Raw genomic sequence first — 23858 nt, 5'->3', positions numbered from 1 at the left:
TATACCGAATCAGGCGACGAAGCGAGGGGTCAAAACCTGATGCGGACGGTTACGCCAGAGATCGAAACCGTCGAGTAGCCAGTTCAGTTCCTGGACGGTCAGGACAATGACTTCGTCAGTGACATCGGGCGAGGTTTTGAAACGTTCGGACTCCAAGCGTTTGAGCCAGAGGCAGAAGCCGTTGCGTTCCCAGTACAAGATCTTCACGCGGTTGCGCGGCTTGTTGAGGAAGACGAAAAGCACCGGGTCGAACACCGCCACTTTGATATCGAGCTCGACCAGCGCGGCTAGGCCATCGATGGATTTTCGGAAGTCGACGGGCTTGGGATAGAGGTAAACTTTTTCGACTTTGGCGTCGGGTCGCATCATGGTGAGCGAGCTCCAGAAAGAAATCGGGAGCACAGCATCGGGGATCAGGTAAGCGCTATGAATGTAGGGTTCATGGAGCGCTTACAAGGCATCACCCTAATGGACCTGATCGACGTGTAACCCTGAAACAGCCCGCAGTTGCGGGCTGTCCTACAGGCGAGGCTTTTTCTAGAGCCTATCCACTGGTGATTGGAGCGCATTTGTATATGCCCACTATGCAGACCTTAGTATTCGTCAGTGTCGCCCCCACAGCGGCGGCGTAAGCGGACTGCGATCAACTGTTCCCATGGATCGGGTCACTACTTCATAGCTTTCAGACGGATCACCCTACAGTCAAAACCCATGGGTGAAGCAATGCCTTCTGCAAACCGCAGCTGGGAGTCCAAAAGCTTATCGCTTGTTTTTACCTCCACCAATTTTATGCCCGCGCTCTGAATCACGATCAGGTCTGGCCATCCAGCACGGTATTCATATGGAGCTACCGAGAATGCCGATAGGATGTCAGCCAGTTTGTTACTGCCCAAGTGATCGAATAACTCCAGCATGAACGCTTCTTTAACCCTCGGGAAGAATGATGCGAGGGTCGAGCTTTTGGACAGTTCATTCACGTTCCGCGCAAGTGTATCCGGGGAAATACTCCTGACGGTTTCGACGATCTCAGACGTGTGCTCCGCCAGAATCGTCATCTGAGCTTCCAGGTACCTGTTAACCGCATCGACCCGATTGCCAAAAAAATTCCTTGCAGTCAGCGTTTCCAGCGCAGCAGCTTTCATTAGCAAAAGGACAGAGCCTCCCTCGCAATAACTCACCCTAGCTCCGCTCCTGGTAAACATCTGGCTGACAACTTCCTCTGGCAACTCGGCTGGACCTCCATCTAACGACCAGAGGCGCCTGTCATGCTTCTGTGCCAAGACCTCAGTCAGCGACCAGCCGACATTTGAACATTGATCAGAAAGCGTGATTTTTTGCTGTGTCATTTTGCCCAATTCCCAGGACCGAAAGTGCCCATTAATTCGGACTCAGCCCGCATCGACGGGCTTGATGGTGCAACGATCTTCGCGCTCGATTGAGGTTGCGGCGGGATTTTTCCCTTCATTAACGCTCAATAAGCTTTTCTTTGCACAGTCGCTCAAATGTCGCCTTTTGAATACGTCCCTTGGCCAACAAGTCACCAAAATTGGCTATAGCTTGCCCAAACTCATCCTGCCATTGCGCCGGGTCATCTAGGGAAACAAGCATTCGCGTTTTTAGGCCTGTGATTGTCTGACGAACGCGCTCAATCACTTCTAGCCTGTCTACATCGGTGGTTAGCATTACGAATTTCCGTGAGTTGTGGGGGATGTTCCTCGACGGCCCTGCTCAATCATCAATCATCAATCATCAGGCATCAAGGCCAATTAGCCGTCTGGATTGGCTTCCAAGACGAGTCGAGCGTTGTTGCTCGTTAATAATCTGTCCGTGCCCACCGTTTCAGAAATTTCCAGCAAGCGATGCTTCGTGGCCCCATGCGTAGCACCCATCACCCAAAACATCCTTTAAGAATTGAAGGGTCGTGTGATACTTAATAGCTACTGGACTAGTGAAGTCTTGGAGGGCTGCAAATGACTCCGCGTTTTCCCGGATAAATTTGAGAGCAAGAATATCATTTGGAAACTCAGGAGCATTCCATTTTGAATACGGCTTTTCGACGTCACCCATGAGAGCCAAGCCATACCAGCCGCGCAGCTTGATCAACGGATTCAAAAGCAAAACCCCGTCCGCTCTGCGGCGCCATACATTTTCCTTCGCGAAAGCCTCAATCACTCCTGGATTAGCAGCATCGTAGGGCTTCCATGCGGAAGGTAGGATCGTGATCCCGATCCATTTTTCCTGTAGCTCTGCCTTGTAAGCTTCGATCAGTGCCTTGCCAAAATAAACTTGGTGTCGACCTGATGAATCGAGTTCTACCTCGAACTCTCCGAACGATATCGCACCTCTTGCAGCGATTCCTGCTGCCAGAAGCGCAGATAAAACCATTGAGCCAATGGCGTATACGTCTAAAAACGCCCAATCGCCATAGCCTTTGGGGTCTTGATAGAAAAGAAAAGTGTCTGAAAAATAAATGGTCTTGAACTGCCCGTTCAGCTCTTCCCAACGCCCGAAGGCATTCAACGCACTATCGATGACATCGTAAATTTCCTTGGTAGGCTTGGTCTCTACCAAGTTTGTGAAGCCAAGAATGTCGAGGTACAGTAGATAGCGGCCTTCATTCATACCATTATTCCTAATTTTTAGAGGTGACCTGATTGATCACTTCATTAACTTTCACTGACAGCGTGTATAGAGCCTGCGTATACACCTCGCGGGCATCTTCTAATGCTCGCTCGGCTTTGCGGATCTGTTCGGAGTCGCCAGGTGTTTCCTTTCGGAGCCAGGTCAAATGGTTGTTAGCGTCCTTCTGTAACTTGTCAGCGGCCTGAACCGCGTCGTTTGACGGTTTAATAATATTAATTTCTATCATAGCCATGCGACTTTCCTTGAGCAGTTGCCTACCCGTAGTGGGAGGCCCTATGGCAGTTGGGGCACAATGCAATAGCATTCTCCAAGGTATCAAGGCCACCATCGGCCAGACGGATTTTGTGGTGGACTTCCAAGTAGGGAGTGCCGTTTGACTTTCTAGTAAAGGGCGCGGGTTGAATGCATGCTTCGCAAACGCCGGCAGCACGATGGAGCGCTTCGGCAACCACGTCAGGGTTACGGACAAATATCGTTGATGTCAGGACAACTTTCTCAGGTATCAGATAAGCCCTAGACGCCAAACGAGCTTTACGTGCCTCAGAACTGTCTTGCAGGGCAGCTTCTACCTGCTCCTCAAACGCAGCCAAGTGCGACATAACCGATCCGTCTAGCAGATGCTCAAGGTCTGCCACCACCTTTCGCTTGCGGTGAAGCGTCAGCTTTTGAAGCTCTTCGTAATAATTGATGTGCTGATGGGTAGCGTTGATGGCTAGCGAAAGATACTCCGCCCCACCGTCCTCAAATAACTGGCGTAGAAAATAATCAGTCGCTTCGACGTTGATCGTGCGGTGGTAGCAGCGTCCCATGCGCATGCACCGATATACGTTAATGAGATCTTGGGCATAGGTAGCTCCCACACCTTCGAAGACGAGTTGAGCAACGCCTTGCTTCAGCGAAAAGCCGTGGTCCATCACCTGGCCGGCTATACTGTAAGCGCACTTAATGTGTTCGGTGGTGAGTACACGTGCCATGGTCTTTTCCGTGGTCTTTCTTGCTCAATCTATGGGAGCGAAAAGCATCCCTCTCTACGGCCTCGGCCCCGGTTTTTTAGGTCGGGGCTTGGGTGCAGTTGAGCAGGTTTCTGTTACCTTTCCCATTTTTTTGCAAGCAGTTCATTTTCGTACTCAGGAGCTAGGTCGGATTGGTCTACCTCATGGCAGCGCCTAACAATCGCAACACAATCGGGACAAGTAACCTGCCCCAATCCTTCTTCAACACCCTTGATTTCTGGATGAAGCTCACTGGAGCACAGCGCGAACAACTCAGTATCCGTTGCATGCGTTCTCACCCAAGCAATCCCAGCTCTGTTGACGACCCGCTCTACAAGTATGTTTACCATTTTTTCCTCAATACTTGAGGGGCACGGACCCGACCTCGGTTGAGCAGCCACACTGGCTGCCGGCTAACCGGGGCGGTGGCCCCTGCAAATCATTCACCTGTCGAGTCAGTCCCAATCGGACATATCCCCTCGTTGATGTTTTTCCAGGGCATGGTCTACCAGCTCGACAGCCTGCTTGGCCGGCCCATCCAGCGTGTGTTGGTGTATCTGGCTCATCCAGTCTCGACAAGTCTCGATCCCGAGCAGTTCGTCTAGCTTCGAGCTCCGAATGGAGTAATGCTCAGAAACGACATCGCCCGCACACTGCGTGGTTTTATCCACAACGGACCGGGCAAAGAGAATAAAACGCTGAGGGGTAGTGATCTGGCGCTTAATCCATTGGCTTCCTGCCCCTTGCGCCATGGCATTCAGCCGATAGGCGAACAACGCAAAGTTCCGATGTTCAAGAAAGGCTTCAGGATTTATGTCGGCCTTCTTAAGCAGCTCTGAAACAAACAGCTGCCTGAGCTGCTCGAAGCCCGCATCATCTAGCTCGCAGTGCTCCGACTTGAGTCGACGCGAGGATTCCCTGCTCAATAGATGCATGAAAACGTTAAACCCCTTTGCTCGTTCGAACGCGCGCAAGAGTAGTTCGCTGCGTATTTCCGGTTCTTGATGGCGGTTTAAAAAGAGCGTCAATAAACGCCACAAATGCGTATCTGGGGACAGTGATGTGAAGGTTGATTCGCCACTAACTACGACCTCTCCGGCGTTTAAAAGGGTCTCTATCACCAAATCCGATTGTTCGATAGGAAAGTCGTCTACGTAAGCCTCCAATCTACCCACTATCACTCGCTGCTGGGACTCGTCCTTATGGCGCAATATGTCGCAAAATTTCTCACTATCCGTGAGCAGCGACTTCAGCGACTGGAGTTGCGAGTTCGACACACCATCAAGCGGAAGTGCCAGCTCGAAGTAGCGATCGAAGGCCTCGGCGCTGCACACTCTAGATTCGCGCAGCCATTGAGCATGCGTGGCTCCATCGTAGGTCGTGTTCCTGAAGACCCAATCTAGGGTCGGGAATAGCTTCTGGATGATCCGTTCTACTCCTTCGCGACAGTCCTGAGGTGCGAGTGCGAAGATACCTTCGACCTGCGTTCTGATGCGGTCTTTTTCACCATGTCCTGCTTCTCGCCCCCTGGCGGTCAAGACCCGCTTGTGCTGAGACAAGGCTTCGTAACTGGACGGGGCGAAGGTTCTAAGGCACTCCAGAGCGAACAGGTCCACTCCGTTGATCTCGGCTACGTCGACACCGCGCAACAACCGACAATGGAAGGCGAGCGTGGAGGTGTAACGATAGACATCACGAAGGTTATGGAAAAACTGATTAAGTCCCTTCCGGTACACGCTTCCCCAGTAACCAGCATCGAATTGGGCCGCCAGTTGTGGCTCGCTGGCCAGGATCGCGTTGAGTCGCTCGAACAGCACCGACTCTAGCCGCTCAGAGGACAATGCCGGTACGCTGAAGGGTACTTGGATGATCTTTTCGAGGTATTCAGCCCCTTTGAAGCCGGCGCGCTCAAGACCTAGTTGGACGATGTCTCGCTGAAACAGCAGTAGGAACACTACGTTTGGGAAGTCCATATTGCCCTTCACCAGTTGAAACAAAGCCTTCATCTGCTCCGGAGACAACCGGTCGATGTCGTCCATCACGATCAGCAATGGATGGTCACGCTTCGCCAGTAAGGCGCATAGCTCGTAGCGGATTTCGCTTAAAGTGAGCTCGGCTTCCTTCGACGACTTGTCCATACCCTCTGCACGATCCAACAAGAACTTACCGATCTTCTTCAGCGTTGGCGCACCGGCTGCGAGTACGGACAACGTAGTCAGTACGGCCATTGCCGTCTTAACCGTTGGCTCCTCAAGCCATGCACCAAGTGTCGACGTCACAAACGCTGAACCAAGAAAAAGGGGCAGGTACTTGGCGAATCCTTCCATAAGCGCCGCGCTTGCGTTGAGCTTCTGTCCATATTGGCGCAGCACATTGGCCAGCTTTTTGCCTTCGTTGCTCTTGTCCTTGCGCTTGATGGCGAGAGAAACCTCATCGAAAAAGGACGCGCTCAGCTTCTCCTGACCACCCCATTCCCAAGGGTTGAACTCGATGACTTGATGCTCAGGCGTTGCGCTGAAATGCTGGAGTGCCAGATTCTTGATCGAGCTCTTGCCACTGCCCCACGCCCCCATCAATGCGATCACCAGGCTTTCTTTGTTCTTCCAGCTGGCAATAGCCGCTGCCAAATTAGCCGCAAATGCAGACCGCCCAAGCAGGTCTTGATCATGTGAAGAGATCGGCTTGTCATCGGCGAAGCCCAAATCATCCATCGGAAAACCTTAGCCAAATTGGCTGTCAGGTGAAGTCGCTGCCACAGCCGCGTTCGGGACGCAGCCATTCACGTCGTATTTCAACCAGATTGCCTCGTACTTCTGTCCGCACTCAGCCTTAAAGGATTTAACGTCCTTTGTTGGCAGTGGGGAGGAGGACGAATGCGCTTTGGTTGGGTCAGCTGGGTCCACCCTCAGCAAGAACCTTTTGTGTGATTGTCTTCATGGCCGCGGTTTCCTTAATCTTTGAAGGGTGTGCAGCCTAGTTGGCGTGGTTCGGAAAGCCGGGGGACCCTCGGCCCGCACAGAGCGGTCTTGAAGGTGCATAGGGTCGATTCCAGTGCAAAGATGGATTCAATAAACACTACTGATGTCACTATGCTAGTGCAACCTCGAATGCATACCGGACCGTCTCTTGCTCCACGGCCATATAAGGCTTGCTGTGATCAAGACTGGAATGGCCAAGAATAGTCTGCACCGTCTCAACATCTCCTGTTGGCGCCAGCACCTTGGCTGCCAGGGAGCGCCTGCCGCTTTGAGAAGATCCCAGCTTGATATCTGCCTGCCGGTATAGCCTGCTGATGGTCTGCTGCAGCGAATCACAAGCCCGGTACACTTTTGGTCCCCCCGCGAGTTCACGGTGTTTGAACGCCAGTTCAAAGGCATGGCCCTTGTGTGTGGTGACCAGTTTCGAATTTGGGCGCAGACCTCGGTATTCGTCAGTGTCGGAAAGACCCCAGCGGCGCCGCAAGCGGATTGTGATCCACGCTTCCAAGGCGGCGACGCATCCTGGATGGGTCAAGTACACGTTGCGCGATCGGCAGCCCTTAGTGATGGCTGCGCGTAGATACACCTCGGGTTTAATAGCCCCGCTGGGATACAGCACGTCTGCGACTTCCAGCAAGGCCAGCTCGGTAACGCGAACGCCAGTCATGTGTGTTAGCCATACAAGCATCACGTCGCGCTCTGGTAGGCGGCCAGTCACGGATGCTACGAGGATCAGGTGCTTGAACTGTTCTGGGCGAAGGGATGTTGCTCGGCGGATGGGTGTAGTCATGGGGGCTCTGTCAGGATTTGTGACGAATCGCTAACGATCCTGAGAGAGTTGGTAGCCCGCCTCCTGTACAGCTTACAGGCCCGCATGCCGTGGTGTTAACGGCAAATAGAATGGTAAAGACCTATTGTCAGTGCTCAGCAACAGAACCTCATTATCGGTGGTTACACCGATCCGACCGTTACACTGCAAGGCACGAGCGGCCAAGCTAGCGTCTAACTATGCTTTCGGCCTTTAAAATCAATAGATTAGTAGTGCTGGTTACACGGATTACACCTGTTACACCGCTGGATAGAGTTGGCTAGCTAGGAACCCCATGCCCCTATATGTTCACGCCTTCAGCGGTACAGGTAGTCCCGATCTCCCGTTTTCTGTAACCAGCCGGGGACCCTGGGAGTATGGGCAGCATACGGGGCAGGAAACCCGCGCTTTCTTGTTAGCGACAGAGCTCCCAGCTTAGTGAACTGTTTCACTGGGTGAACCCCCTCAAATGGCGGGTTAACTGTCAATTATCTTGTCAACTGCAAGAATGAGCTCCGCTTACTCTCAGCCTATTGGCCTGCGCGGGGCTGCAAATGCGGTCTTCTTAGCTAGCCGTCAAGATTCATGGAGCGCATTAACAACCGCCGTTCCTTCGTGAACGCCTCTTGGATTTCCTGGCTCACGGCTTCACCAGGACGTGCTTTTGCCCGCTTCGGAATCTGTTCTTCGGCATAGCCTTTTAGCTGCGGGAAAACCCAAGCTTTATCCTCGGCCGAATTGACATTGTCCTTGAAAGTAAAAATTACCTTCTTAAGCTTCTCCATTTTCTCGATCAGCCTACTTGGATCAATCTCACCATTTTGTCTTCTGATGGCATCAATCTCGTCAGCAATTTTCTTCAGGGTCCCGCATACACCAGTTCGAGCTTCGGTCCGCAAAATGCAGTCGTGGCGGGATTTAGTAATGAAGAGGCTTTCCGATATTGCATACTCGGACATCCTTTTTGCATCCGTCGCGAACAGGTCTATTCCCTCCCTGAAGCTCGGGTACTGGCTTATGCCTGCGTATATACTGCCCGCGATGGTTAGATAGATTTTTAGCGACCCTTCCTTCAGCTCAACATCGGTCCCAACCTCTTTGTAGAGGAAAAACTCCGCTCGGACGCCGAGAAATTCTTGCAGGGCCTCCTTCAGCTCATCGTCGTTCAAATCCTCTGGCGCGGGGTCCAAGTGGAGGTAGGCTTGGCAGATGATGCTTTTGTTGATGTAGTCGGCCACGGATGATCCTTTCCGAACGGTGATTTCATTTGGCTATTGCGAAGACTACCCGGGCTATCTGTATTGTTGCAATTGAGGACGTCACGGTTCGCAACCCTTGGCGTCGATCCTGGTTGGCCTTGAGCTGGGAGCGCTCATCCAAGAGAGGCGGGTAAGGCGGTGGAGAATCTCTTTCTCTACCTCGGCCCAGCTAATCCTCGACCTGATCCCCGATTCGATGCCGCGAAGGTGGTTTTCGCTTTAGGGATACGTTTAGGGATACGCTTAGCTCTGATTTGCTAGAAAGTGGCTTTTACACTGGGGTTTTTGCCTATTGTTTGATTCCTGTCTCCGCACCAGTTCACGTTCCAGTGAAGGCTACCAAAATCTCTGGAACCCCCGCAAAACCCGCCTTCTGGCGGGTTTTTTCGTTATGGCGTTCCGCCTGAGTCTGGCAGCTGCCAGCCGATTTAGGGGTACCGTTTGGGATGGGGTAGATTCGATAAAGGGGCCCAATATCTTTCTGCAGCCCATCCCGCCCCAACCCTGCTACCCCACATGACGATTCCTTCACACACCTAACCGAACACCCCCCACCCCACGCCTGTCTCTATTCCCATCGATCACTTCTTCCCGTTCGCACCAGGAGTTCTCATGGCAAAGATCAACATGGCCCAGCAACTGGCTTCCACCCTCGAACAGGCCGGTATCAAACGGATCTGGGGTCTCACCGGCGACAGCCTCAACGGCCTGACCGATGCCCTGCGCAGCATGGACAGCATCGAGTGGATGCACGTGCGCCATGAGGAAGTCGCAGCCTTCGCCGCCGGTGCAGAGGCTGCGGTCACCGGCGAGCTGACGGTGTGCGCAGGCAGTTGCGGGCCGGGTAACCTGCACTTGATCAATGGCTTGTTCGACTGCCACCGCAACCGGGTGCCAGTGCTGGCCATCGCTGCACAAATCCCATCCTCGGAGATTGGCCTGAACTACTTCCAGGAAACCCACCCGCAGGAACTGTTCAAGGAATGCAGCCATTTCATCGAGTTGGTCAGCAACCCGGCGCAGATGCCGCAGGTGCTGCACCGGGCAATGCGCTCGGCCATTCTCAATCGCGGTGTGGCGGTGGTGGTGATACCCGGTGACGTATCGCTGCTGGAGGTTGAAGAAAAGCCGGCAGCCTGGCCTGCTTTGCAGCAGCCGCGCATCCTGCCAGCGGAAGCCGACTTGCAGCGCCTGGCCGAGTTGCTGGAAGACAGCCACAAGGTAACCCTGCTGTGCGGCAGTGGCTGCGCGGGGGCTCATGACCAGGTGGTGGCGTTGGCCGATGCGCTTGGCGCGCCGGTGGTCCATGCGCTGCGGGGTAAGGAGCACGTGGAGTGGGACAACCCCTTCGACGTTGGCATGACGGGGTTGATCGGCTTCAGCTCCGGTTACCACGCGATGCTGGGCTGCGACACGCTGGTGATGCTGGGCACCGACTTCCCTTACCGGCAGTTCTACCCGAGCGATGCCAAGATCGTACAGGTTGACCGTGACCCGCAAGCGCTGGGGCGCCGCGCAACCCTGTCGCTTGGCATCGCTGCCGATGTCGGCGAAACCCTCAACGCGCTACTGCCGCGCCTGACGCGCAAAACTGATCGCCGTTTCCTGGACGACTCACTGAAAGCCTACGGCAAGGCGCGCCAGGGCCTGGACGACTTGGCGGAGCCATCCAAGGGCGACCGGCCGATCCATCCGCAATATGTCACGCGTCTGCTCAGCGAACTGGCCACCGAAGACGCGATATTTACCGCTGACGTGGGTTCGCCTACCGTCTGGGCGGCGCGTTACCTGAAGATGAATGGGCAGCGTCGCTTGGTCGGCTCGTTCAACCACGGCTCGATGGCCAATGCCATGCCCCAGGCCATGGGCGCGCAGGCAGCCTTCCCGGGTCGTCAGGTCATCTCGATGAGTGGCGACGGTGGGTTCAGCATGTTGATGGGGGACTTTATCTCGCTCTCGCAGCTGAAATTGCCTGTGAAGGTAGTGGTGTTCAATAACGCCTCACTGGGTTTCGTCGCCATGGAAATGAAGGCGGCTGGATATCTCGACACCGGCACCGACCTGCACAACCCTGATTTCGCCGCCATGTCCAATGCCATGGGCATCCTGGGGATTCGCGTAGAGCGCTCGGAAGACCTGGAAGACGCCCTGCGCCGTGCACTGGCGCACGATGGCCCGGTGCTGGTCGACGTGGTCACCGCTACTCAGGAGTTGGTCATGCCGCCGGCGATCAAGCTGGAGCAGGCCAAGGGCTTCAGCCTGTACATGCTCAAAGCGGTAATGAGTGGGCGTGGTGACGAGGTACTGGACTTGGCGAAGACCAACCTGCTGCGCTAGCGGCTGCGCGTGGGAGGCATTCACGGTTCAGGCCGATGGGTATACATTCAGAGCCTGTGCCGTGAGTCTTCAAGTTAGTTTCCTATATTAGAGAAACACCATGACTGATGAAAAAAGCGATGATCGCCCTGTTTACCAAGCAGCCTGCCATTGCAGGACAGTGCGGTTTTCGCTGCGCTTGACCCACGGCCTGCGAACCGCACGCAGGTGTAACTGCTCGCTTTGCCGTATGCGAGGCGCTGTGGCGGTATCGGCCAATCTGGGGGATATCACTGTTACTCAAGGGCAAGAGGCGCTAGCCCTTTATCAGTTCAACACTCGCGAAGCCAAGCACTACTTCTGCTCGAAGTGCGGTATCTATACCTTCCACCAGCGCCGCTCTTCGCCCGACCAGTACGGGGTCAATGTTGCGTGCATTGAGGGAATGAGCCCGTTTGATTTTGCAGAGGTGCCTGTTAATGAAGGGCGCGTTCATCCCAAGGATCGCGCAGGGGGAGGCTCCAATGTTGCGGGGTGGTTGCGGTACGAAAGCAATCCAGACTCTGTTCAGGACAAGGGCTAGAAGGGGAGGGCCCATGTCTGGTCAAATCCTTCCAGACATGGATCATGGTGACGAGTCCGCCGCTCCTTCAAAGTTTCTGACGTTCCTGAATGAGCGGCTGTTTGCGATCCGTCATGGCATCGGCGTTGATGCCAACCCCGTCGAACCAAGCGTCCCATATTTCGGTACCGGTGGCTGTAATCTGGTCTCGATCTGCGTTGATCCCACCATCCAGCGCTGAACCGTCAGTCAGCGAAACCGCATCGGACTGGTTCAGTGCTTGGTCCTCGCCACTCGCCATTACTTTAGACTTCTCCATGTTGCACCTCGCATAAGTCCTCACCCCCCACCCCCGTCGCCGAACGGTTAGGGTGGCCGCTGTACGCAGGTTGGCGAACCGAGGAAAAGGCACCCGGCAGACCCCAAGGTCTCCCACGCACAGCCGCCATTACTCGAAACAGCACCCCTAAAAAAGCGCCTGCAGTTGTGGTTGTAATGCTGTCGCGCCTTCTCGTTCAGGTCGCCGAGCGCGATCAGGCAATGTACGTCGACTAAAGCAACGTATCGCTGGCTGTGGCTGTTCGCAAGTCGCGCTCCTGTAAGGCTTCTCGCTGGATCATGTAGGGGCAATCTGCACGAGCTCCGTCGTTCCCCTAATGAAACATGATGGCCTGCCGATATCATTGCAACACCCACGCCCGGCAGGACGCCCCCATGGTTTCGATAACAGCAACCTATCACCTGGACCAAAGCGCCACCCTTTCGCATTCATCTCCGGCGATCGCGAGCAAGCAGGCCGCTACCCCAGTCGCCGATACGCCATCCTCGCCGAGCAGCCACGTCGTTCTCGGCCAGATCCCCACTGGCAATGATCCAGACATCTATTCCCGCCATAGCCTGCTCTCAGCCCGCACCCGCTATGCCTGGGAAAGTGACAGCCAGAATACGTTATCCACAACCCTGCAAACTGCGTTCGAGTCGTCCAGAACCGCCAGCCGCTTCAAGGGTATCGGCGGCGCGCTCATGCAGCAGCTGGCGCTGAATGGCGGTAACAGCATTTCCCAGTCGCTATTCACCTACACAGATAACGCGCCGCTAACTGCGGATGAGCTCAAGCTCCAGCAACAGAACCTGCGCAATCACCCGGACAACGGCGTTACGTTCAACCTCACCACCGCCTCCGGGGCCACTGTAAAGCTGTTGTTGGCCAGCAGCGAAAAGGGCTTGGCTGTCAGCGCCGAAGTTGAAGGTACTGAACTCACTGCTGATGAGCTGAAGGGGTTAGGCGAACTCGCAGATTCATTCCAGTCCGCTATCGACGGCTTGTATGAAGTACCGCCGCAACTGAAATTGGGCAGCCTGGTAAAGCTTGATCCAGCGGTGTTCACGTCACTGCAAATGACGGCAAAGCTGGAAACCCCTAGCGGCGAGCAGGCCTTTGATCTGGCACTCAATGACAAGGCGCGAAGCCTCAGCCTCGAGGGCCCATCCGGCCAGGTGAAACTTAGCCTGGACACACAGGATGCTGAACTACTGGGTAACCGCGCCCAACGCAAAACCGCAATCGACAACTACCTGAACCAGTTTGACGCGGCACAGGATCGAGGGCATGGCGACAGGCACCTGGTGGGCCTGCTCAAGGATGCATTCACCGCGCTCAACAGCATGGATGACAACCGCCAGCCGGTTACTCAGCGGCCGTTGCCGCTGACCGATAAGGACCGTGCCCTGTTGAGTGGCTTGGCAGACTTCAAAGCATCGATCAGCGAGAGCGCACGCAGTTCAAACCCGATGCGGCCAGATGAAGTGGACAGTTTCAGCTTCAACCTGTCGCAGACCACGTCTATCAATGGGCGGGCCTTGCAGAACTTGTCCGTTGAGCAGCATCAGCAGAGCAAACTGCAGGCTTCGTTCCATCGCGCCATTGGCCAGCAGGGAGCCCTCAATCTGGATAACGACCGCAAGTCGCAGAACTACACCTATCACCTGATCGATGACCAGGCGAGCAGCAGTACGCGCCTGGCCTACGATGAGGGGATTCTGGTAGAGGCCAGCGCCACTCAGCAGGCAAGCCAGAAAGAGCGAGTGCTTACTTACATCCAGGGCGATCTCAAGGACGATGTGACCACGCCCAAAGCTGTTACTCAGTCGCGTAACTTGCTGAAGGTTCTGAACGATACATTTGAGCAGAGCCGCCATGCGCAGAACGGTTGGGAAGCCTCGGTGCTTGAGGATGCGCTCCAGTCCCAGCGGAGCCGCTGGATGCTACAGGTGGATCCCGCGAAGGTTGCTCCCTGATAAGGATGGCTAGTGCGTGCGTGCGGGCAGGGCATGGGAGGGGTATCGTTCATACCAAGCCAACTGCACTACGGACCGTACCATGACCAACAGCATCGTCTACGCGCTGGGCGCCGCATTACTGTTCGGTGCGAGTACCCCACTGGCCAAGTTCCTGGGGCTGGGCATGTCTCCGGTCCTGCTGGCCGGCTTGCTCTACCTGGGTAGCGGCGCAGGGCTGACCATCACCCGGCTAGTTCGCGACCGTGGCTGGACGCCTACCGGCCTGGCAGCAGCAGAGTGGCCATGGTTTTTGGGCGCAATCGCCTTTGGTGGAGTGCTGGGGCCGGTCGCATTGATGTTTGGCTTGGCCCTCACCTCAGGGACTACCGCGTCGCTGCTGCTCAACCTTGAGGCCGTGCTGACGGCGGTACTGGCCTGGATCGTGTTCAAGGAAAACGCCGACCGCCGGATTGTCGCTGGCATGGTGGCCATTGTCGCGGGGGGCGTGTTGCTGGCCTGGCCGCAGGGCCCCACTGGCGTCCAGGGCTGGTTGGGGCCATTTGCAGTGGCGATCGCGTGCATGTGCTGGGCTGTGGATAACAACCTGACGCGCAAGATCTCGGCGTCCGACGCGTTGTTCATTGCGGGCACCAAAGGCGTGGTAGCGGGTGTGGTGAACACAGTGCTGGCCATTGCGCTTGGCGCGCATCTACCAGAACTGGCGCGGCTTGGGCCGATCCTGATCGTGGGCTTTTTGGGTTATGGTTTCAGCCTGGTGCTCTTCGTGCTGGCGTTGAGAGGACTTGGGACTGCACGTACGGGGGCGTACTTCTCGATTGCGCCGTTCCTTGGGGCTGCCATCTCGATTCTGTTCATGGGCGAGGCGGTGACCGGGTTGTTCTGGGTAGCTGCTGCGCTGATGGCGCTTGGCGTCTGGATACACCTGACCGAAAGCCATGCCCACGAACACCAGCACCTGCGCCAGCTACATGATCACCGGCATGTACATGATGAACACCATCAGCACGACCATGACTTCGAATGGGATGGGGCGGAGCCTCACAGCCATCGGCATGAGCACCTGCCGATGCGCCACAGCCATGCGCACTTTCCGGATATTCATCATCGGCATCAGCATTGATGGGGCGATGAGTCTAGTTTTGAACTCGTGGATCGACAGTTACTCAACGCTGTGGACCCAATCCTCGACTCTCAAACCTGGAACGCGATCAAACTCTCGCCGGTTATTGGTAACGACAATCAGACCTTGAGAGCGGGCGTGCCCCGCGATCATCTGGTCATACGGGCCTATCTGCTTGCCAATTCTCGCCAATTCAGCGCGCAATTGGCCTGTGTGAGCTGCGGCATCGTGATCGTACTTAAGGACTTCCAAGCGAGCGGCAAAGCCTTCCACGTCCGCCAATGTACGCTCCGGATTGGAGGATTTTTCCGCTCCGTAGATCAACTCCATCAGGGTCACCGTGCTAATGCACATCTGGCCGTGGTGCAGTTTGAAGGCTTCCCGAACCTCTTGGGGCCTGTTCTTGATTGTGAAAATACAGATATTTGTATCCAGCATGAACTTGAGCATCAGAACGCCTCTCGCTCCTGATCTACTGGCTGTTCACGGTCTGCCATGAAGTCGGAACTCACATCACTGCCGTCAAACCAGCTGTCCCATGATTCACCCGCCGGGGTGAGGATTCGGGCTCGGCCCACCACCACCACATCGACGCGCTTCACATCGTCAGGAAGCGCAACTGCTTTAGGCAGCCGCACCGCTTGGCTGCGATTGCTTTGAAAAACGGCACCTTGCTCCATGGTCTATCTCCTGGGATATGTTGTCTGTATATCCCATGCTAGTGCGTTCAGCGCGGGTGTCAACGGCAAACTCTGTTTTCCTACGGCAAGGTGCGTCCTCTCCGACATCTGGAAACTTGCCTAGACAGCCATAGGGTAATAAAGTCTTGCAGTCGCCGAAGCATCGGCGATGCGACCTTGGCCGGTCGGAATCGAAAGGCGCATCAGCGCTCAGTCTTCATCGCAGGCGCTTTTTTTGTGCCAGCGATGTTGCGTTATGGCGGTGGTGCGCGGGACACCTTCGGGTGTGCCGGGCTCCTTTCGTCCCGGTCGGCCAACCCGCGTACTGCTGCCACCTCAACTTGCTTGGCCGCGAGCGGTGGCAGTTCCATCACGAAAGGAACTCATGCATGACTACCGCAAACCCGCTGAAAATCCCCGTATCCGGTCACCTCCGCTACAGCCCGTCGCACACGGCTAAGTTGTCCTACGATCGATCACGCTTCTCAATCGAATTGTCGGAGGTTTGCCATGACTGACCAAGAACGCCTCACCATCATCCAGAGCTACGCCTGGACCCTCGAGCTGTTGGGCGAAGCCTTGGTGCAACACGACGAAATGCTGGAGTGTGAGCACAACCCGCAGTTGAGCTTTCGCAACACGGCCGGGATTCACCAGGCAGTCCGTATCATCAGCCAGAGCGCCAGCGAACACTGCGGCAAGCTCATGAGCTCGATGGGATCATCTGCTGGCGAAGCGTAGTGACGAAGGGTTGATCATTGGTCTTGAGGCCAATGATCAACCCTTATCGAAGTTGCCGTTCCCGCACCGACATCAACACCCCCCATTAGAAAAGGAGTTCACGTGCAAAGGGTCATGATCGTCGGCCAACCCGGCGCCGGCAAAAGCACATTGGCCCGCCAACTGGGCGAGCGCACGGGCCTGCCGGTTATCCACATCGATACCATCCATTGGCAACCTGGCTGGGTAGAACGCAGCCGGGACGAGAAAACCCGCCTGTGCCATGAAGTAGAAGCCGGTGAGCGATGGATCTTCGAAGGCGGTCACTCGCAAACCTGGGATACCCGCCTGGCACGTGCCGACGTTCTCATCTGGGTCGACCGCTCCCTCGCGCTCAGGTGCTGGCGCGTGGTTTTCAGAACCTTGTCGAACCGGGGCCACACGCGCCCAGACCTGCCGGAGAATTGCCCGGAATTACTCGGCAACCTTCCCGAGTTCTTCAAGTACATCTGGTCATCGAGAAACACTGCGCGTGCCAAGATGGAACAGTTGGCGGCCACCGCACCTGCGGGTTGCCGGGTGGTGCGCTTGCGTTCCAACCGGGAAACCACAGAGTTTCTGGCGTCAGTAGGGCCAGTGCTCACTTAACACCGCCCCGCCTTCCGGCCCACCCTCACACCCTGTACTATCGCCCCCAGGCCAATGCTGCCTGCCGCTCGCTCCGTCCCGGAAAGGTGAAAGCATTTCAACACCTCATTCCTGCACATCCTCTCTTCAGCCGAGGTTTGGCAAGGCGAGCACCGGTCTGCTTCGGCTTCAGGAGGCAAGATGTCGACTATTGATACCGCCAAGCGCATGGCCAAGGCACTGCGTGCATCCCTGGCAACCCGGGACCAGAACCTGCCCCATTCCGCGGCGCTGGAAATTGTGGCGCAACAGTTGGGTTACAAGGACTGGAACACCGCTTCGGCAATGCTCCCCCCGGCACCCGACCCTTCAGCAATCCGGTTCGAAACAGCCATCCCCATTCTGCGTATGTTCGATGAAGCGAAAGCCCGGGAGTTTTACCTGGAGTTCCTCGGTTTCACAGTCGAGTTCGAACACCGCTTTGAAGCGGACCTGCCGTTGTATATGGGTATTCAGCGCGACGGGCTGAAAGTGCATCTGTCCGAGCACCATGGGGATGCCAGCCCGGGGAGCACGCTGTTTGTACCCATGGTGAACATCGAACGCCTGCGCGATGAGTTGGCCGCCAAGCGGTATGGGTATGGGCGGCCGGATATTGTCGAGCAAGGGTGGGGCAAGGTGCTGGAGGTTTACGACCCGTTTGGCAACCGTATTCGGTTTTGCCAGGGGTAGGGCACTGGTTTCTTTTGTAGAGGGCGGGTGATAATACGACATATTATCATTCATGCTCTTAACGGAAGACTCGACATGCCTGGTGCTTCCTCGCTCGAAGACATCTATGTCAGCCACCATGGCTGGTTGCAAAGCTGGCTTCGGCAGCGGCTGAAAAATGCCGAAGATGCCGCAGACCTCGCTCAGGACACGTTCGTGCGGGTGATGCAGCGGCGTCAGATGTACACAGTGCATGAGCCGCGCCCTTACTTGCGCACCATCGCCCGCGGCCTGGTGATCGACCTGTGGCGGCATCGGGATATCGAGCGGGCCTGGCTGGAAACCCTGGCCCATCTGCCCGAAGACCAGGTGCCGCCCCCCGAGGTCGGGTTGCTGGCCATCGAGGCACTGGTGGCGATTGACCGGTTGCTGGACGACCTGCCAGGGCGGGTGCGCACCGCGTTTCTGCTGGCCAAGCTCGATGGCATGAAATGCCCGCTGATCGCCGAGCGGCTCGGCGTTTCGCTGGCAACCGTTGAACGGGATATCGCCAAGGCGCTGCGCCACTGTTACCGGGTGCAGTTCGAGGCGGACCAGTGACCGAGCCTGCCCTCACGTCATTGCCGCCGGCAGTGGTGGACCAGGCGATCGACTGGTCGGTGCGTATCACCTACAGCCAGCCCGACGCCAGCACCCGCCAGGCGTTCCAGCACTGGTTGGCCGCTGCAGAAACCCACCGCCAGGCATGGGCGCGCATGCAGAGCCTGGGCGGCCACTTCGAAGCCGTGCCAGCCAGCCTTACTCGCCTGACCTTGCAGAAACTGCCGGAAGCCCGATTACAGCGGCGCCAGATGCTCAAGCTGCTCTCGCTGCTGGGCGCTGTGGGGGTGACCGCCTGGGCCACCCAGTCGACCAAACCGTGGCAACGCCTGCTGGCGGACTACACCACCCAGGTGGGCGAGCACGGTCACTGGACCTTGGCCGATGGCAGCCTGCTGGAACTGAACACCGACAGCGCCGTGCGGGTGCGCTTCGATGGCGACGCCCGTGTGGTCGAGCTGCTGCGCGGCGAACTGTACCTCGTCAGCGGCAAGGACCCGGTCGCCTCACGCCACCGGCCCTTGCGCGTACTGACGTCGATGGGCCAGTTCGAGGCGTTGGGTACCCGCTTCACGGTGCGCCTTTACGACCACGCCTGCCGCCTGGGGGTGACCGAAGGGGCGGTACGCATGCAGCCGCAAGCGGGTGAGGGTGCTGTCGCCCAGGTTGGCGAGGTGTGGGACCTCAGCCGCAACGGTGTCCAGCGCCAAGCTGGCATGGCTGCGCAGGCGGTGAGCTGGACAGATGACCTGCTGGTGGCACGGGGCATGCCGTTGGCCGACGTACTGGCCGAACTCAGCCGCTATCGCGCAGGCTACCTGGGCTGTGAACCGGGTATTGCCCAGCGCCCGATCAGCGGCAATTTCAACGTGCGGAATATCGACGCCACGCTGGCGTTTCTGGCCAATGCCCACGGGCTGCGCCTGCACTCACTCACACGCTATTGGGTGCGGTTGAGCGCTTGAAGCCAGCCGATAAAAAACTCCCGTGGGGCGTGAGGGGAAATCGGATCTGGCCCGGCATACAGATCATACCCCTTCATCTGCCTCGGGATTTATCGTGACCCACCACCTCTCTCTGCGCCTGGCTGTTCGCCAGGCTGTCGTCTGCCTGGGGCTTGGCCTCGTTGCGCTGCCTTGCGCCCAGGCGGCCGAACCTGCGCAGGCTGGCGCTGCTTACGCGCTGTCTATTTCTGCAGGCTCCATGGATGCAGCGCTGACCCAGCTGAGCCGGGCAACCGGCCTTAATATCGTTTTCGACCCGGCTGACCTGGCCGGCAAGCGCAGCCAGGGGTTGAGCGGCCATTACAGCGTCGACCAGGCCTTGCACCAGTTGCTGCGCGACACGGGCTTGCAGGCCCAGCCGTTGAGCACCGGTGGCTATCAACTGGCGCCGGTGTCTGGCCGTACTGCCGATGGCGGCATCGCACTGTCGCCGACCAATGTGGTGGGCCTGGAACCCCTTGGCGTAATGACCGAGAACAGCGGCGCCTACACCACGGGCTTGGCTCAGGTAGGTGGCAAGGGCGAGCAGGCCCTGCGGGAAATCCCGCAGTCGGTCACCGTCATGACCCAGCAGCGTATCAAGGACCAGCACCTGGATACCCTGCGTGACACGCTGGACCAGATCACCGGCGTTACGCTCACGGGCGGTAACGACGCCAATACCGGCATCTTCTCCCGTGGCTTCGCGCTCACCAACGTGCAAACCGATGGCGGCGCCGCGGGCCTGCGCCAGCAAAACTACGAAAGCCTGCCGGACATGCTGCCCTACGACCACGTCGAAGTGCTGCGTGGGTCCGATGGCCTGTATGGCGGTACCGGCGACCCGGGCGGCACCATCAACCTGGTGCGCAAGCGTGCCCTGGCGCACAACCAGGTGGTGGTGCAGACCTCCGCTGGCAGCTGGGACAGTTACCGCCAGGAAGTCGATGTCACCGGCCCGCTGGGCTTCGACGGCAAGCTGCGCGGCCGTGTGGCCATGGCCTACGATGACAAGAAGGCCTTCTACGACAACTACCACAGCGAAAAGCACGTGGTGTTTGCAACCCTGGAAGCCGACGTAACCCCCGACACCCTGGTAACGGTTGGCGGCACCTACGAGTGGCGCGACATCGACGGCTACTGGGATGAAGGCCTGCCGCGTTATGTGACCGGTGACCCTCTGCACATCAGCCGCAGTAGGTCCACGAGCGCCGATTGGTCCTCAGGTAACTTCAAAAAGACCGAAGGCTTTTTCAAACTGCAACATCAGCTGAACGACAGCTGGAAGTTCAACACCAGTTACACCAAGACCAAGTTCGACAGCCACGCAGACCTGGGCCAGCTGGAAGGCCCGATCGACCCCACGGTGGCCAAGGGCGGCACGTTCCAGCGCTTCGTGCGTGACTTCTCCAACAACCAGGACCTGGTGGACGTCAACTTCGATGGCACCTTCGAAGCCTTTGGCCGCACGCATGAATGGATCGTGGGCAGCGACTACACCCAAAGCCGGCGCACCTACACTGACCACAGCGACTTCGCCTCGGCGCCTGCCGTAGACCCGTACGCAGACCTCACCAGCATGCCCAAGGGTGCCAAGCCGCCGTTGTATTACGACACCCCGTCGTGGGTAGCGCGTAAAACCGGTGTGTACACCACCCTCAAGGCCCAGCTCGCAGACCCGCTCAAACTGATCGTTGGCGCCCGCTATACCGACTATAACGGCTTCAACCAGGTGCTGGTGCCCTCGGTAGACGCCGACACCACCCGCGGCGGCAAAGAAAGCGGCATCATCACCCCCTACGGCGGCCTGGTGTACGACCTGGGTAACGACTGGTCGCTGTACACCAGCTATGCGGAAATCTACAAACCGCAAACCGAGTACATCGACAGCGCATTCACCCCGCTCAAAGCCATCACGGGCAACACTTACGAGTTCGGTACCAAGGGCGAGTTGCTGGATGGCAGGCTGAACATTTCGTCCGCGCTTTATTACATCAAGCGCAACAACGAGGCGATCGCCGACTTCTACGGTTCGGGCCCTGCGGGTAACCAGAACAACTGTTGCTACAGTGCCTCCGGCGAGGTGGTCAGCAAAGGTATCGACACTGAAATCAGCGGTGAAGTGATGCCGGGGTGGATGGTGAGCGCTGGCTACACCTTCAACATCAACCGCCAGACCAACGCCGCCAACGCGGCCAACCAGAACAAGCCGATCAGCACCCAAACGCCCAAGCACCTGTTCAAGTTCTTCACCACCTACCAGTTGCGCGGGGACCTTGAGCGCTTCAAGGTCGGCCTCGGCGCGACCATCCAGAGTGCCAACTATGTGAGTGGCTCGGTGCAGCGTCGGCTGGCAGACGGGTCACTGAGCGATGCGGTGGATGACTACAACTACATTCAGCCTGGCTACGCGGTGTGGAATAGCCTGGTCGAATACCGCATCGACAAGCACTGGACGGCAGCGGTGAACGCCAACAATATCTTCGACAAGAAGTACTACCAGACGGTTGATTCCAGTTCCTACGGCAACTGGTATGGCGCGCCGCGTAACTTTGCCCTCACCTTGCGGGGTACGTTCTGATTTGTCGGTGACCGGGTGCGGGCGCCGTACAGTCGCCCTGCGATCACGGTTGGGTTGTGGTGTTCGCCTCGGTAAACATGCCTTCCACACAGGCCTTGAACTGCTGCAGGGTGAACGGCTTGGGCAGTAGACGGGTGCGGTCCTGGCGCTCTGCCAGTTCGGCGGCACCGTCGATCAACCCGGAAATGAACAGCACCCGCAACCCCGGCACCCGTGCCCTGGCGCCTTCGGCAATGCGGTCACCGGCCAGGCTGCCAGGCAGCACCAGGTCGGTCACCACCAGCTGCAGGTCTGGGCGCTGGTCGATGTGCTGCAAGGCCTCAGCAGGGGCGGTCACCTCGATCACCTCGAAGCCGAGCTCTTTCAGGGACTCGGCAACCAGTTCACGGATCGCTGCCTCATCCTCGATCACCATGGCACACCCACGCTGGCTGGCGGGCTCACCTGCTGATTCGTCTACAGGCGCCGCAACAGCGGCAGGTGCGGGGTCACGGTAAATTGGCAGCAGCAAGCTGACGGACGTCCCTTCGCCCATCACCGAGTCAATCAGGGCCGTGCCCGACGCCTGGCGGGCGAAGTCCTTGACCATCGACAGCCCCAGCCCGGTACCCGAGCCTAGCGGCTTGGTGGTAAAGAACGGCTCGAACGCTCGCTCCGCCACGCTGGCCGGCATGCCCATGCCCGTGTCGGTCACACAGATTTCCACGTATTCGCCGGCTGCCAGCTCGGCATGGCCCGCCCCGATCGCCACCTTGCTCACCTGCACCTGCAGGCGGCCCCCCTGTGGCATGGCGTCGCGGGCATTGATGCACAGGTTCAGCAGGGCGTTCTCCAGCTGATGCGCATCGCAGTAGCACAGCGCCGAACCCTGCGAGGGCTCGAACTGGAATTCGATGCGCGGTGTAAGGGTTCTGGACAGCAGGTCTTTCATGTCCTCGATCAACAACACCGCATCCACGGTCGCGCTGGCCAGCGGCTGCCTGCGGGCGAACGCCAGCAGCCGGTGGGTAAGGGTGCTGGCCTTGCGCGTGGCTGTTCTGGCCAGCGCGAGGTAGCGGTCCAGCTCGCCGTGGCGGCCTTGGGCCAGGCGCTGCTCGATCATGTCGTGGCTGCCGCTGATCACGGTCAGCAGGTTGTTGAAGTCATGGGCCAGGCCACCGGTCAGTTGCCCCAGCGACTCCATCTTCTGGCTTTGCTGCAGTTGCGAACTCACCCGCTCGAAGGCCTGCTGGCGCTCGCGGTACTGGGTAACGTCCCGGGCTACGGCGCAATACAGGCCGGCAAGGCTGGTGATGCGCCAGTTCAGCAGCAAAGGCTGGCCGTTGCTGCGCACGCTTTGCGTGTCCAGTTCGGCGATGGGCTTGCCGTTGAGTTCGCGCAATGCATCTGCCAGCTGCGCTGGCGAGATAAAACTGTAGAATGCGCCGGCTTTGAGCTGCTCCTCGCTCCAGCCTGTCGCCAGCTGCCACGTCGGGTTCATGGCCAGTAGCTGGCCGCTGTCGGACAGGGTGCAGATCAGGTCCGGGGATACGTTCCAGATACTGTCCCGTTCATCGGTACGGCGTTCCACTTCGTCTTCCAGGGTTCTGTTCAAATGGTCCACGGCGTTGAGGTTGCTGCGCAGCAGCGAGCAGATCGTCGCCATGCCCAGCGTCACCAGGCCAAAACTCAGGCTGTTGGCCCAGGCTGTCCAGTCTGCGGCGAACCCCAGTGGGCCGATGAAAAAGTACTGCGCAGCCAGCACCGCCAGGGTGCAACCCAGTACCGAAGGCCCGGCGCCGAACCAGAAGCCGATCAGCATCAGGCCGGGTATGAAGAACAGGTAGGGGAGTGCGGCAGGCGACATCTGCGCACGGGCGGCGCAACACAAGGCCACTACCAGCACGGCGCCGAGGTAACGGCTGGCAACACTCAGTTGCACCCGTTCCAGGCGCTGCAAAAGGGCGACGATTACACGTTTCAACCAGGTCAAGAATC

The 23858-nt window shown here is 57.7% G+C and carries 23 protein-coding genes; 10 read left to right on the top strand and 13 right to left on the bottom strand.

Annotated elements, in window-relative coordinates:
* Positions 1 to 9 precede the first annotated feature (9 nt).
* The 9 genes from tnpB to IAE36_RS10490 form a co-directional block, all read right to left on the bottom strand.
* Positions 10 to 369, bottom strand: coding sequence for an IS66 family insertion sequence element accessory protein TnpB (tnpB, locus tag IAE36_RS10530; RefSeq protein ID WP_236408795.1), 360 nt, complete (start codon positions 367 to 369; stop codon positions 10 to 12).
* Between the two features lie 299 nt (positions 370 to 668).
* Positions 669 to 1346 (bottom strand): VRR-NUC domain-containing protein, encoded by a 678-nt coding sequence (locus IAE36_RS10525; RefSeq protein WP_201212279.1) that lies wholly within the window; start codon positions 1344 to 1346, stop codon positions 669 to 671.
* Between the two features lie 118 nt (positions 1347 to 1464).
* Complete coding sequence (locus IAE36_RS10520) at positions 1465 to 1683, bottom strand: hypothetical protein (protein ID WP_201212277.1); 219 nt, start codon at positions 1681 to 1683, stop codon at positions 1465 to 1467.
* Positions 1684 to 1839: 156 nt separating this feature from the next.
* The gene (locus IAE36_RS10515) at positions 1840 to 2622 is read right to left on the bottom strand and encodes a hypothetical protein (RefSeq protein ID WP_196142337.1); all 783 of its coding nucleotides are present in this window, start codon (positions 2620 to 2622) and stop codon (positions 1840 to 1842) included.
* Between the two features lie 10 nt (positions 2623 to 2632).
* Positions 2633 to 2875 carry a hypothetical protein gene (locus IAE36_RS10510; RefSeq protein ID WP_201212275.1) on the bottom strand — a complete coding sequence of 81 codons (243 nt, stop codon included), beginning with the start codon at positions 2873 to 2875 and terminating at the stop codon, positions 2633 to 2635.
* Positions 2876 to 2897: 22 nt separating this feature from the next.
* Positions 2898 to 3617: an HNH endonuclease gene (locus IAE36_RS10505; protein WP_236408793.1), complete on the bottom strand. Its 720-nt coding sequence runs from the start codon at positions 3615 to 3617 to the stop codon at positions 2898 to 2900.
* A gap of 473 nt (positions 3618 to 4090) precedes the next feature.
* Positions 4091 to 6346: a KAP family P-loop NTPase fold protein gene (locus tag IAE36_RS10500; RefSeq protein ID WP_201212273.1), complete on the bottom strand. Its 2256-nt coding sequence runs from the start codon at positions 6344 to 6346 to the stop codon at positions 4091 to 4093.
* A gap of 376 nt (positions 6347 to 6722) precedes the next feature.
* Positions 6723 to 7403 (bottom strand): site-specific integrase, encoded by a 681-nt coding sequence (locus IAE36_RS10495; protein ID WP_201212271.1) that lies wholly within the window; start codon positions 7401 to 7403, stop codon positions 6723 to 6725.
* Positions 7404 to 7990: 587 nt separating this feature from the next.
* On the bottom strand, positions 7991 to 8659 hold the full coding sequence (locus tag IAE36_RS10490; protein ID WP_201212269.1) for a hypothetical protein: 669 nt from the start codon (positions 8657 to 8659) through the stop codon (positions 7991 to 7993).
* Between the two features lie 633 nt (positions 8660 to 9292).
* Here IAE36_RS10490 and poxB point away from each other — a divergent pair.
* Together poxB and IAE36_RS10480 are read left to right on the top strand one after the other, a co-directional pair.
* Complete coding sequence (gene poxB, locus IAE36_RS10485; protein ID WP_201212267.1) at positions 9293 to 11017, top strand: ubiquinone-dependent pyruvate dehydrogenase; 1725 nt, start codon at positions 9293 to 9295, stop codon at positions 11015 to 11017.
* A 100-nt stretch (positions 11018 to 11117) separates the two neighbouring features.
* Positions 11118 to 11579 (top strand): GFA family protein, encoded by a 462-nt coding sequence (locus IAE36_RS10480; RefSeq protein WP_201212265.1) that lies wholly within the window; start codon positions 11118 to 11120, stop codon positions 11577 to 11579.
* 67 nt (positions 11580 to 11646) lie between these two features.
* Here the strand turns inward: IAE36_RS10480 and IAE36_RS10475 are convergent, their stop codons facing one another.
* Positions 11647 to 11877: a hypothetical protein gene (locus IAE36_RS10475; protein WP_201212263.1), complete on the bottom strand. Its 231-nt coding sequence runs from the start codon at positions 11875 to 11877 to the stop codon at positions 11647 to 11649.
* A gap of 344 nt (positions 11878 to 12221) precedes the next feature.
* On the opposite strand from IAE36_RS10475, the gene IAE36_RS10470 reads away from it, so the two are divergent.
* Both IAE36_RS10470 and IAE36_RS10465 read left to right on the top strand, forming a co-directional pair.
* Entirely contained in the window at positions 12222 to 13856 is a 1635-nt protein-coding gene (locus IAE36_RS10470) for a hypothetical protein (RefSeq protein ID WP_201212261.1), read from the top strand.
* An 82-nt stretch (positions 13857 to 13938) separates the two neighbouring features.
* A complete protein-coding gene (locus IAE36_RS10465) occupies positions 13939 to 14979 on the top strand; it encodes a DMT family transporter (RefSeq protein WP_201212259.1) in 1041 nt (346 codons plus the stop codon).
* Between the two features lie 39 nt (positions 14980 to 15018).
* Here the strand turns inward: IAE36_RS10465 and vapC are convergent, their stop codons facing one another.
* Both vapC and vapB read right to left on the bottom strand, forming a co-directional pair.
* Positions 15019 to 15429: a type II toxin-antitoxin system tRNA(fMet)-specific endonuclease VapC gene (vapC, locus tag IAE36_RS10460; RefSeq protein WP_201212257.1), complete on the bottom strand. Its 411-nt coding sequence runs from the start codon at positions 15427 to 15429 to the stop codon at positions 15019 to 15021.
* Positions 15429 to 15659, bottom strand: coding sequence for a type II toxin-antitoxin system VapB family antitoxin (gene vapB, locus IAE36_RS10455; RefSeq protein WP_201212255.1), 231 nt, complete (start codon positions 15657 to 15659; stop codon positions 15429 to 15431). The genes vapC and vapB overlap by 1 nt, the downstream gene beginning before the upstream one ends.
* Before the next feature lie 510 nt (positions 15660 to 16169).
* Here vapB and IAE36_RS10450 point away from each other — a divergent pair.
* From IAE36_RS10450 to IAE36_RS10425, 6 genes are all read left to right on the top strand, one after another.
* Positions 16170 to 16400, top strand: a complete 231-nt coding sequence (locus IAE36_RS10450) for a hypothetical protein (RefSeq protein ID WP_201212253.1) — start codon at positions 16170 to 16172, stop codon at positions 16398 to 16400.
* A 102-nt stretch (positions 16401 to 16502) separates the two neighbouring features.
* Positions 16503 to 17027: an AAA family ATPase gene (locus tag IAE36_RS10445; RefSeq protein ID WP_201212251.1), complete on the top strand. Its 525-nt coding sequence runs from the start codon at positions 16503 to 16505 to the stop codon at positions 17025 to 17027.
* A 180-nt stretch (positions 17028 to 17207) separates the two neighbouring features.
* Entirely contained in the window at positions 17208 to 17738 is a 531-nt protein-coding gene (locus IAE36_RS10440; protein WP_201212249.1) for a glyoxalase superfamily protein, read from the top strand.
* A 75-nt stretch (positions 17739 to 17813) separates the two neighbouring features.
* Positions 17814 to 18317 (top strand): sigma-70 family RNA polymerase sigma factor, encoded by a 504-nt coding sequence (locus IAE36_RS10435; RefSeq protein ID WP_201212247.1) that lies wholly within the window; start codon positions 17814 to 17816, stop codon positions 18315 to 18317.
* Positions 18314 to 19282, top strand: coding sequence for a FecR domain-containing protein (locus tag IAE36_RS10430; RefSeq protein ID WP_201212245.1), 969 nt, complete (start codon positions 18314 to 18316; stop codon positions 19280 to 19282). Before IAE36_RS10435 ends, IAE36_RS10430 begins: the two co-directional genes overlap by 4 nt.
* A 94-nt stretch (positions 19283 to 19376) precedes the next feature.
* Positions 19377 to 21881, top strand: coding sequence for a TonB-dependent siderophore receptor (locus IAE36_RS10425; RefSeq protein WP_201212243.1), 2505 nt, complete (start codon positions 19377 to 19379; stop codon positions 21879 to 21881).
* A gap of 43 nt (positions 21882 to 21924) precedes the next feature.
* Here the strand turns inward: IAE36_RS10425 and IAE36_RS10420 are convergent, their stop codons facing one another.
* Entirely contained in the window at positions 21925 to 23853 is a 1929-nt protein-coding gene (locus IAE36_RS10420; protein WP_201212241.1) for an ATP-binding protein, read from the bottom strand.
* Positions 23854 to 23858: the final 5 nt, after the last annotated feature.

Origin of the sequence: Pseudomonas sp. S36 (assembly GCF_016647875.1) — a bacterium.
In the GTDB taxonomy this organism is placed as follows: Bacteria; Pseudomonadota; Gammaproteobacteria; order Pseudomonadales; family Pseudomonadaceae; genus Aquipseudomonas; species Aquipseudomonas parafulva.
The sequence above is the reverse complement of the archived record's forward strand: the minus strand, read 5'-3'. Positions and strand labels throughout refer to the sequence as shown.

Excerpts from the sequence above, each read along its gene's own strand:
- tnpB (WP_236408795.1), bottom strand. The coding sequence starts at position 369 with ATGATGCGACCCGACGCCAAAGTCGAAAAAGTTTACCTCTATCCCAAG.
- IAE36_RS10525 (WP_201212279.1), bottom strand. The coding sequence starts at position 1,346 with ATGACACAGCAAAAAATCACGCTTTCTGATCAATGTTCAAATGTCGGC.
- IAE36_RS10520 (WP_201212277.1), bottom strand. The coding sequence starts at position 1,683 with ATGCTAACCACCGATGTAGACAGGCTAGAAGTGATTGAGCGCGTTCGT.
- IAE36_RS10515 (WP_196142337.1), bottom strand. The coding sequence starts at position 2,622 with ATGAATGAAGGCCGCTATCTACTGTACCTCGACATTCTTGGCTTCACA.
- IAE36_RS10510 (WP_201212275.1), bottom strand. The coding sequence starts at position 2,875 with ATGGCTATGATAGAAATTAATATTATTAAACCGTCAAACGACGCGGTT.
- IAE36_RS10505 (WP_236408793.1), bottom strand. The coding sequence starts at position 3,617 with ATGGCACGTGTACTCACCACCGAACACATTAAGTGCGCTTACAGTATA.
- IAE36_RS10500 (WP_201212273.1), bottom strand. The coding sequence starts at position 6,346 with ATGGATGATTTGGGCTTCGCCGATGACAAGCCGATCTCTTCACATGAT.
- IAE36_RS10495 (WP_201212271.1), bottom strand. The coding sequence starts at position 7,403 with ATGACTACACCCATCCGCCGAGCAACATCCCTTCGCCCAGAACAGTTC.
- poxB (WP_201212267.1), top strand. The coding sequence starts at position 9,293 with ATGGCAAAGATCAACATGGCCCAGCAACTGGCTTCCACCCTCGAACAG.
- IAE36_RS10480 (WP_201212265.1), top strand. The coding sequence starts at position 11,118 with ATGACTGATGAAAAAAGCGATGATCGCCCTGTTTACCAAGCAGCCTGC.
- IAE36_RS10475 (WP_201212263.1), bottom strand. The coding sequence starts at position 11,877 with ATGGAGAAGTCTAAAGTAATGGCGAGTGGCGAGGACCAAGCACTGAAC.
- IAE36_RS10470 (WP_201212261.1), top strand. The coding sequence starts at position 12,222 with ATGATGGCCTGCCGATATCATTGCAACACCCACGCCCGGCAGGACGCC.
- IAE36_RS10465 (WP_201212259.1), top strand. The coding sequence starts at position 13,939 with ATGACCAACAGCATCGTCTACGCGCTGGGCGCCGCATTACTGTTCGGT.
- vapC (WP_201212257.1), bottom strand. The coding sequence starts at position 15,429 with ATGCTCAAGTTCATGCTGGATACAAATATCTGTATTTTCACAATCAAG.
- vapB (WP_201212255.1), bottom strand. The coding sequence starts at position 15,659 with ATGGAGCAAGGTGCCGTTTTTCAAAGCAATCGCAGCCAAGCGGTGCGG.
- IAE36_RS10450 (WP_201212253.1), top strand. The coding sequence starts at position 16,170 with ATGACTGACCAAGAACGCCTCACCATCATCCAGAGCTACGCCTGGACC.
- IAE36_RS10440 (WP_201212249.1), top strand. The coding sequence starts at position 17,208 with ATGTCGACTATTGATACCGCCAAGCGCATGGCCAAGGCACTGCGTGCA.
- IAE36_RS10435 (WP_201212247.1), top strand. The coding sequence starts at position 17,814 with ATGCCTGGTGCTTCCTCGCTCGAAGACATCTATGTCAGCCACCATGGC.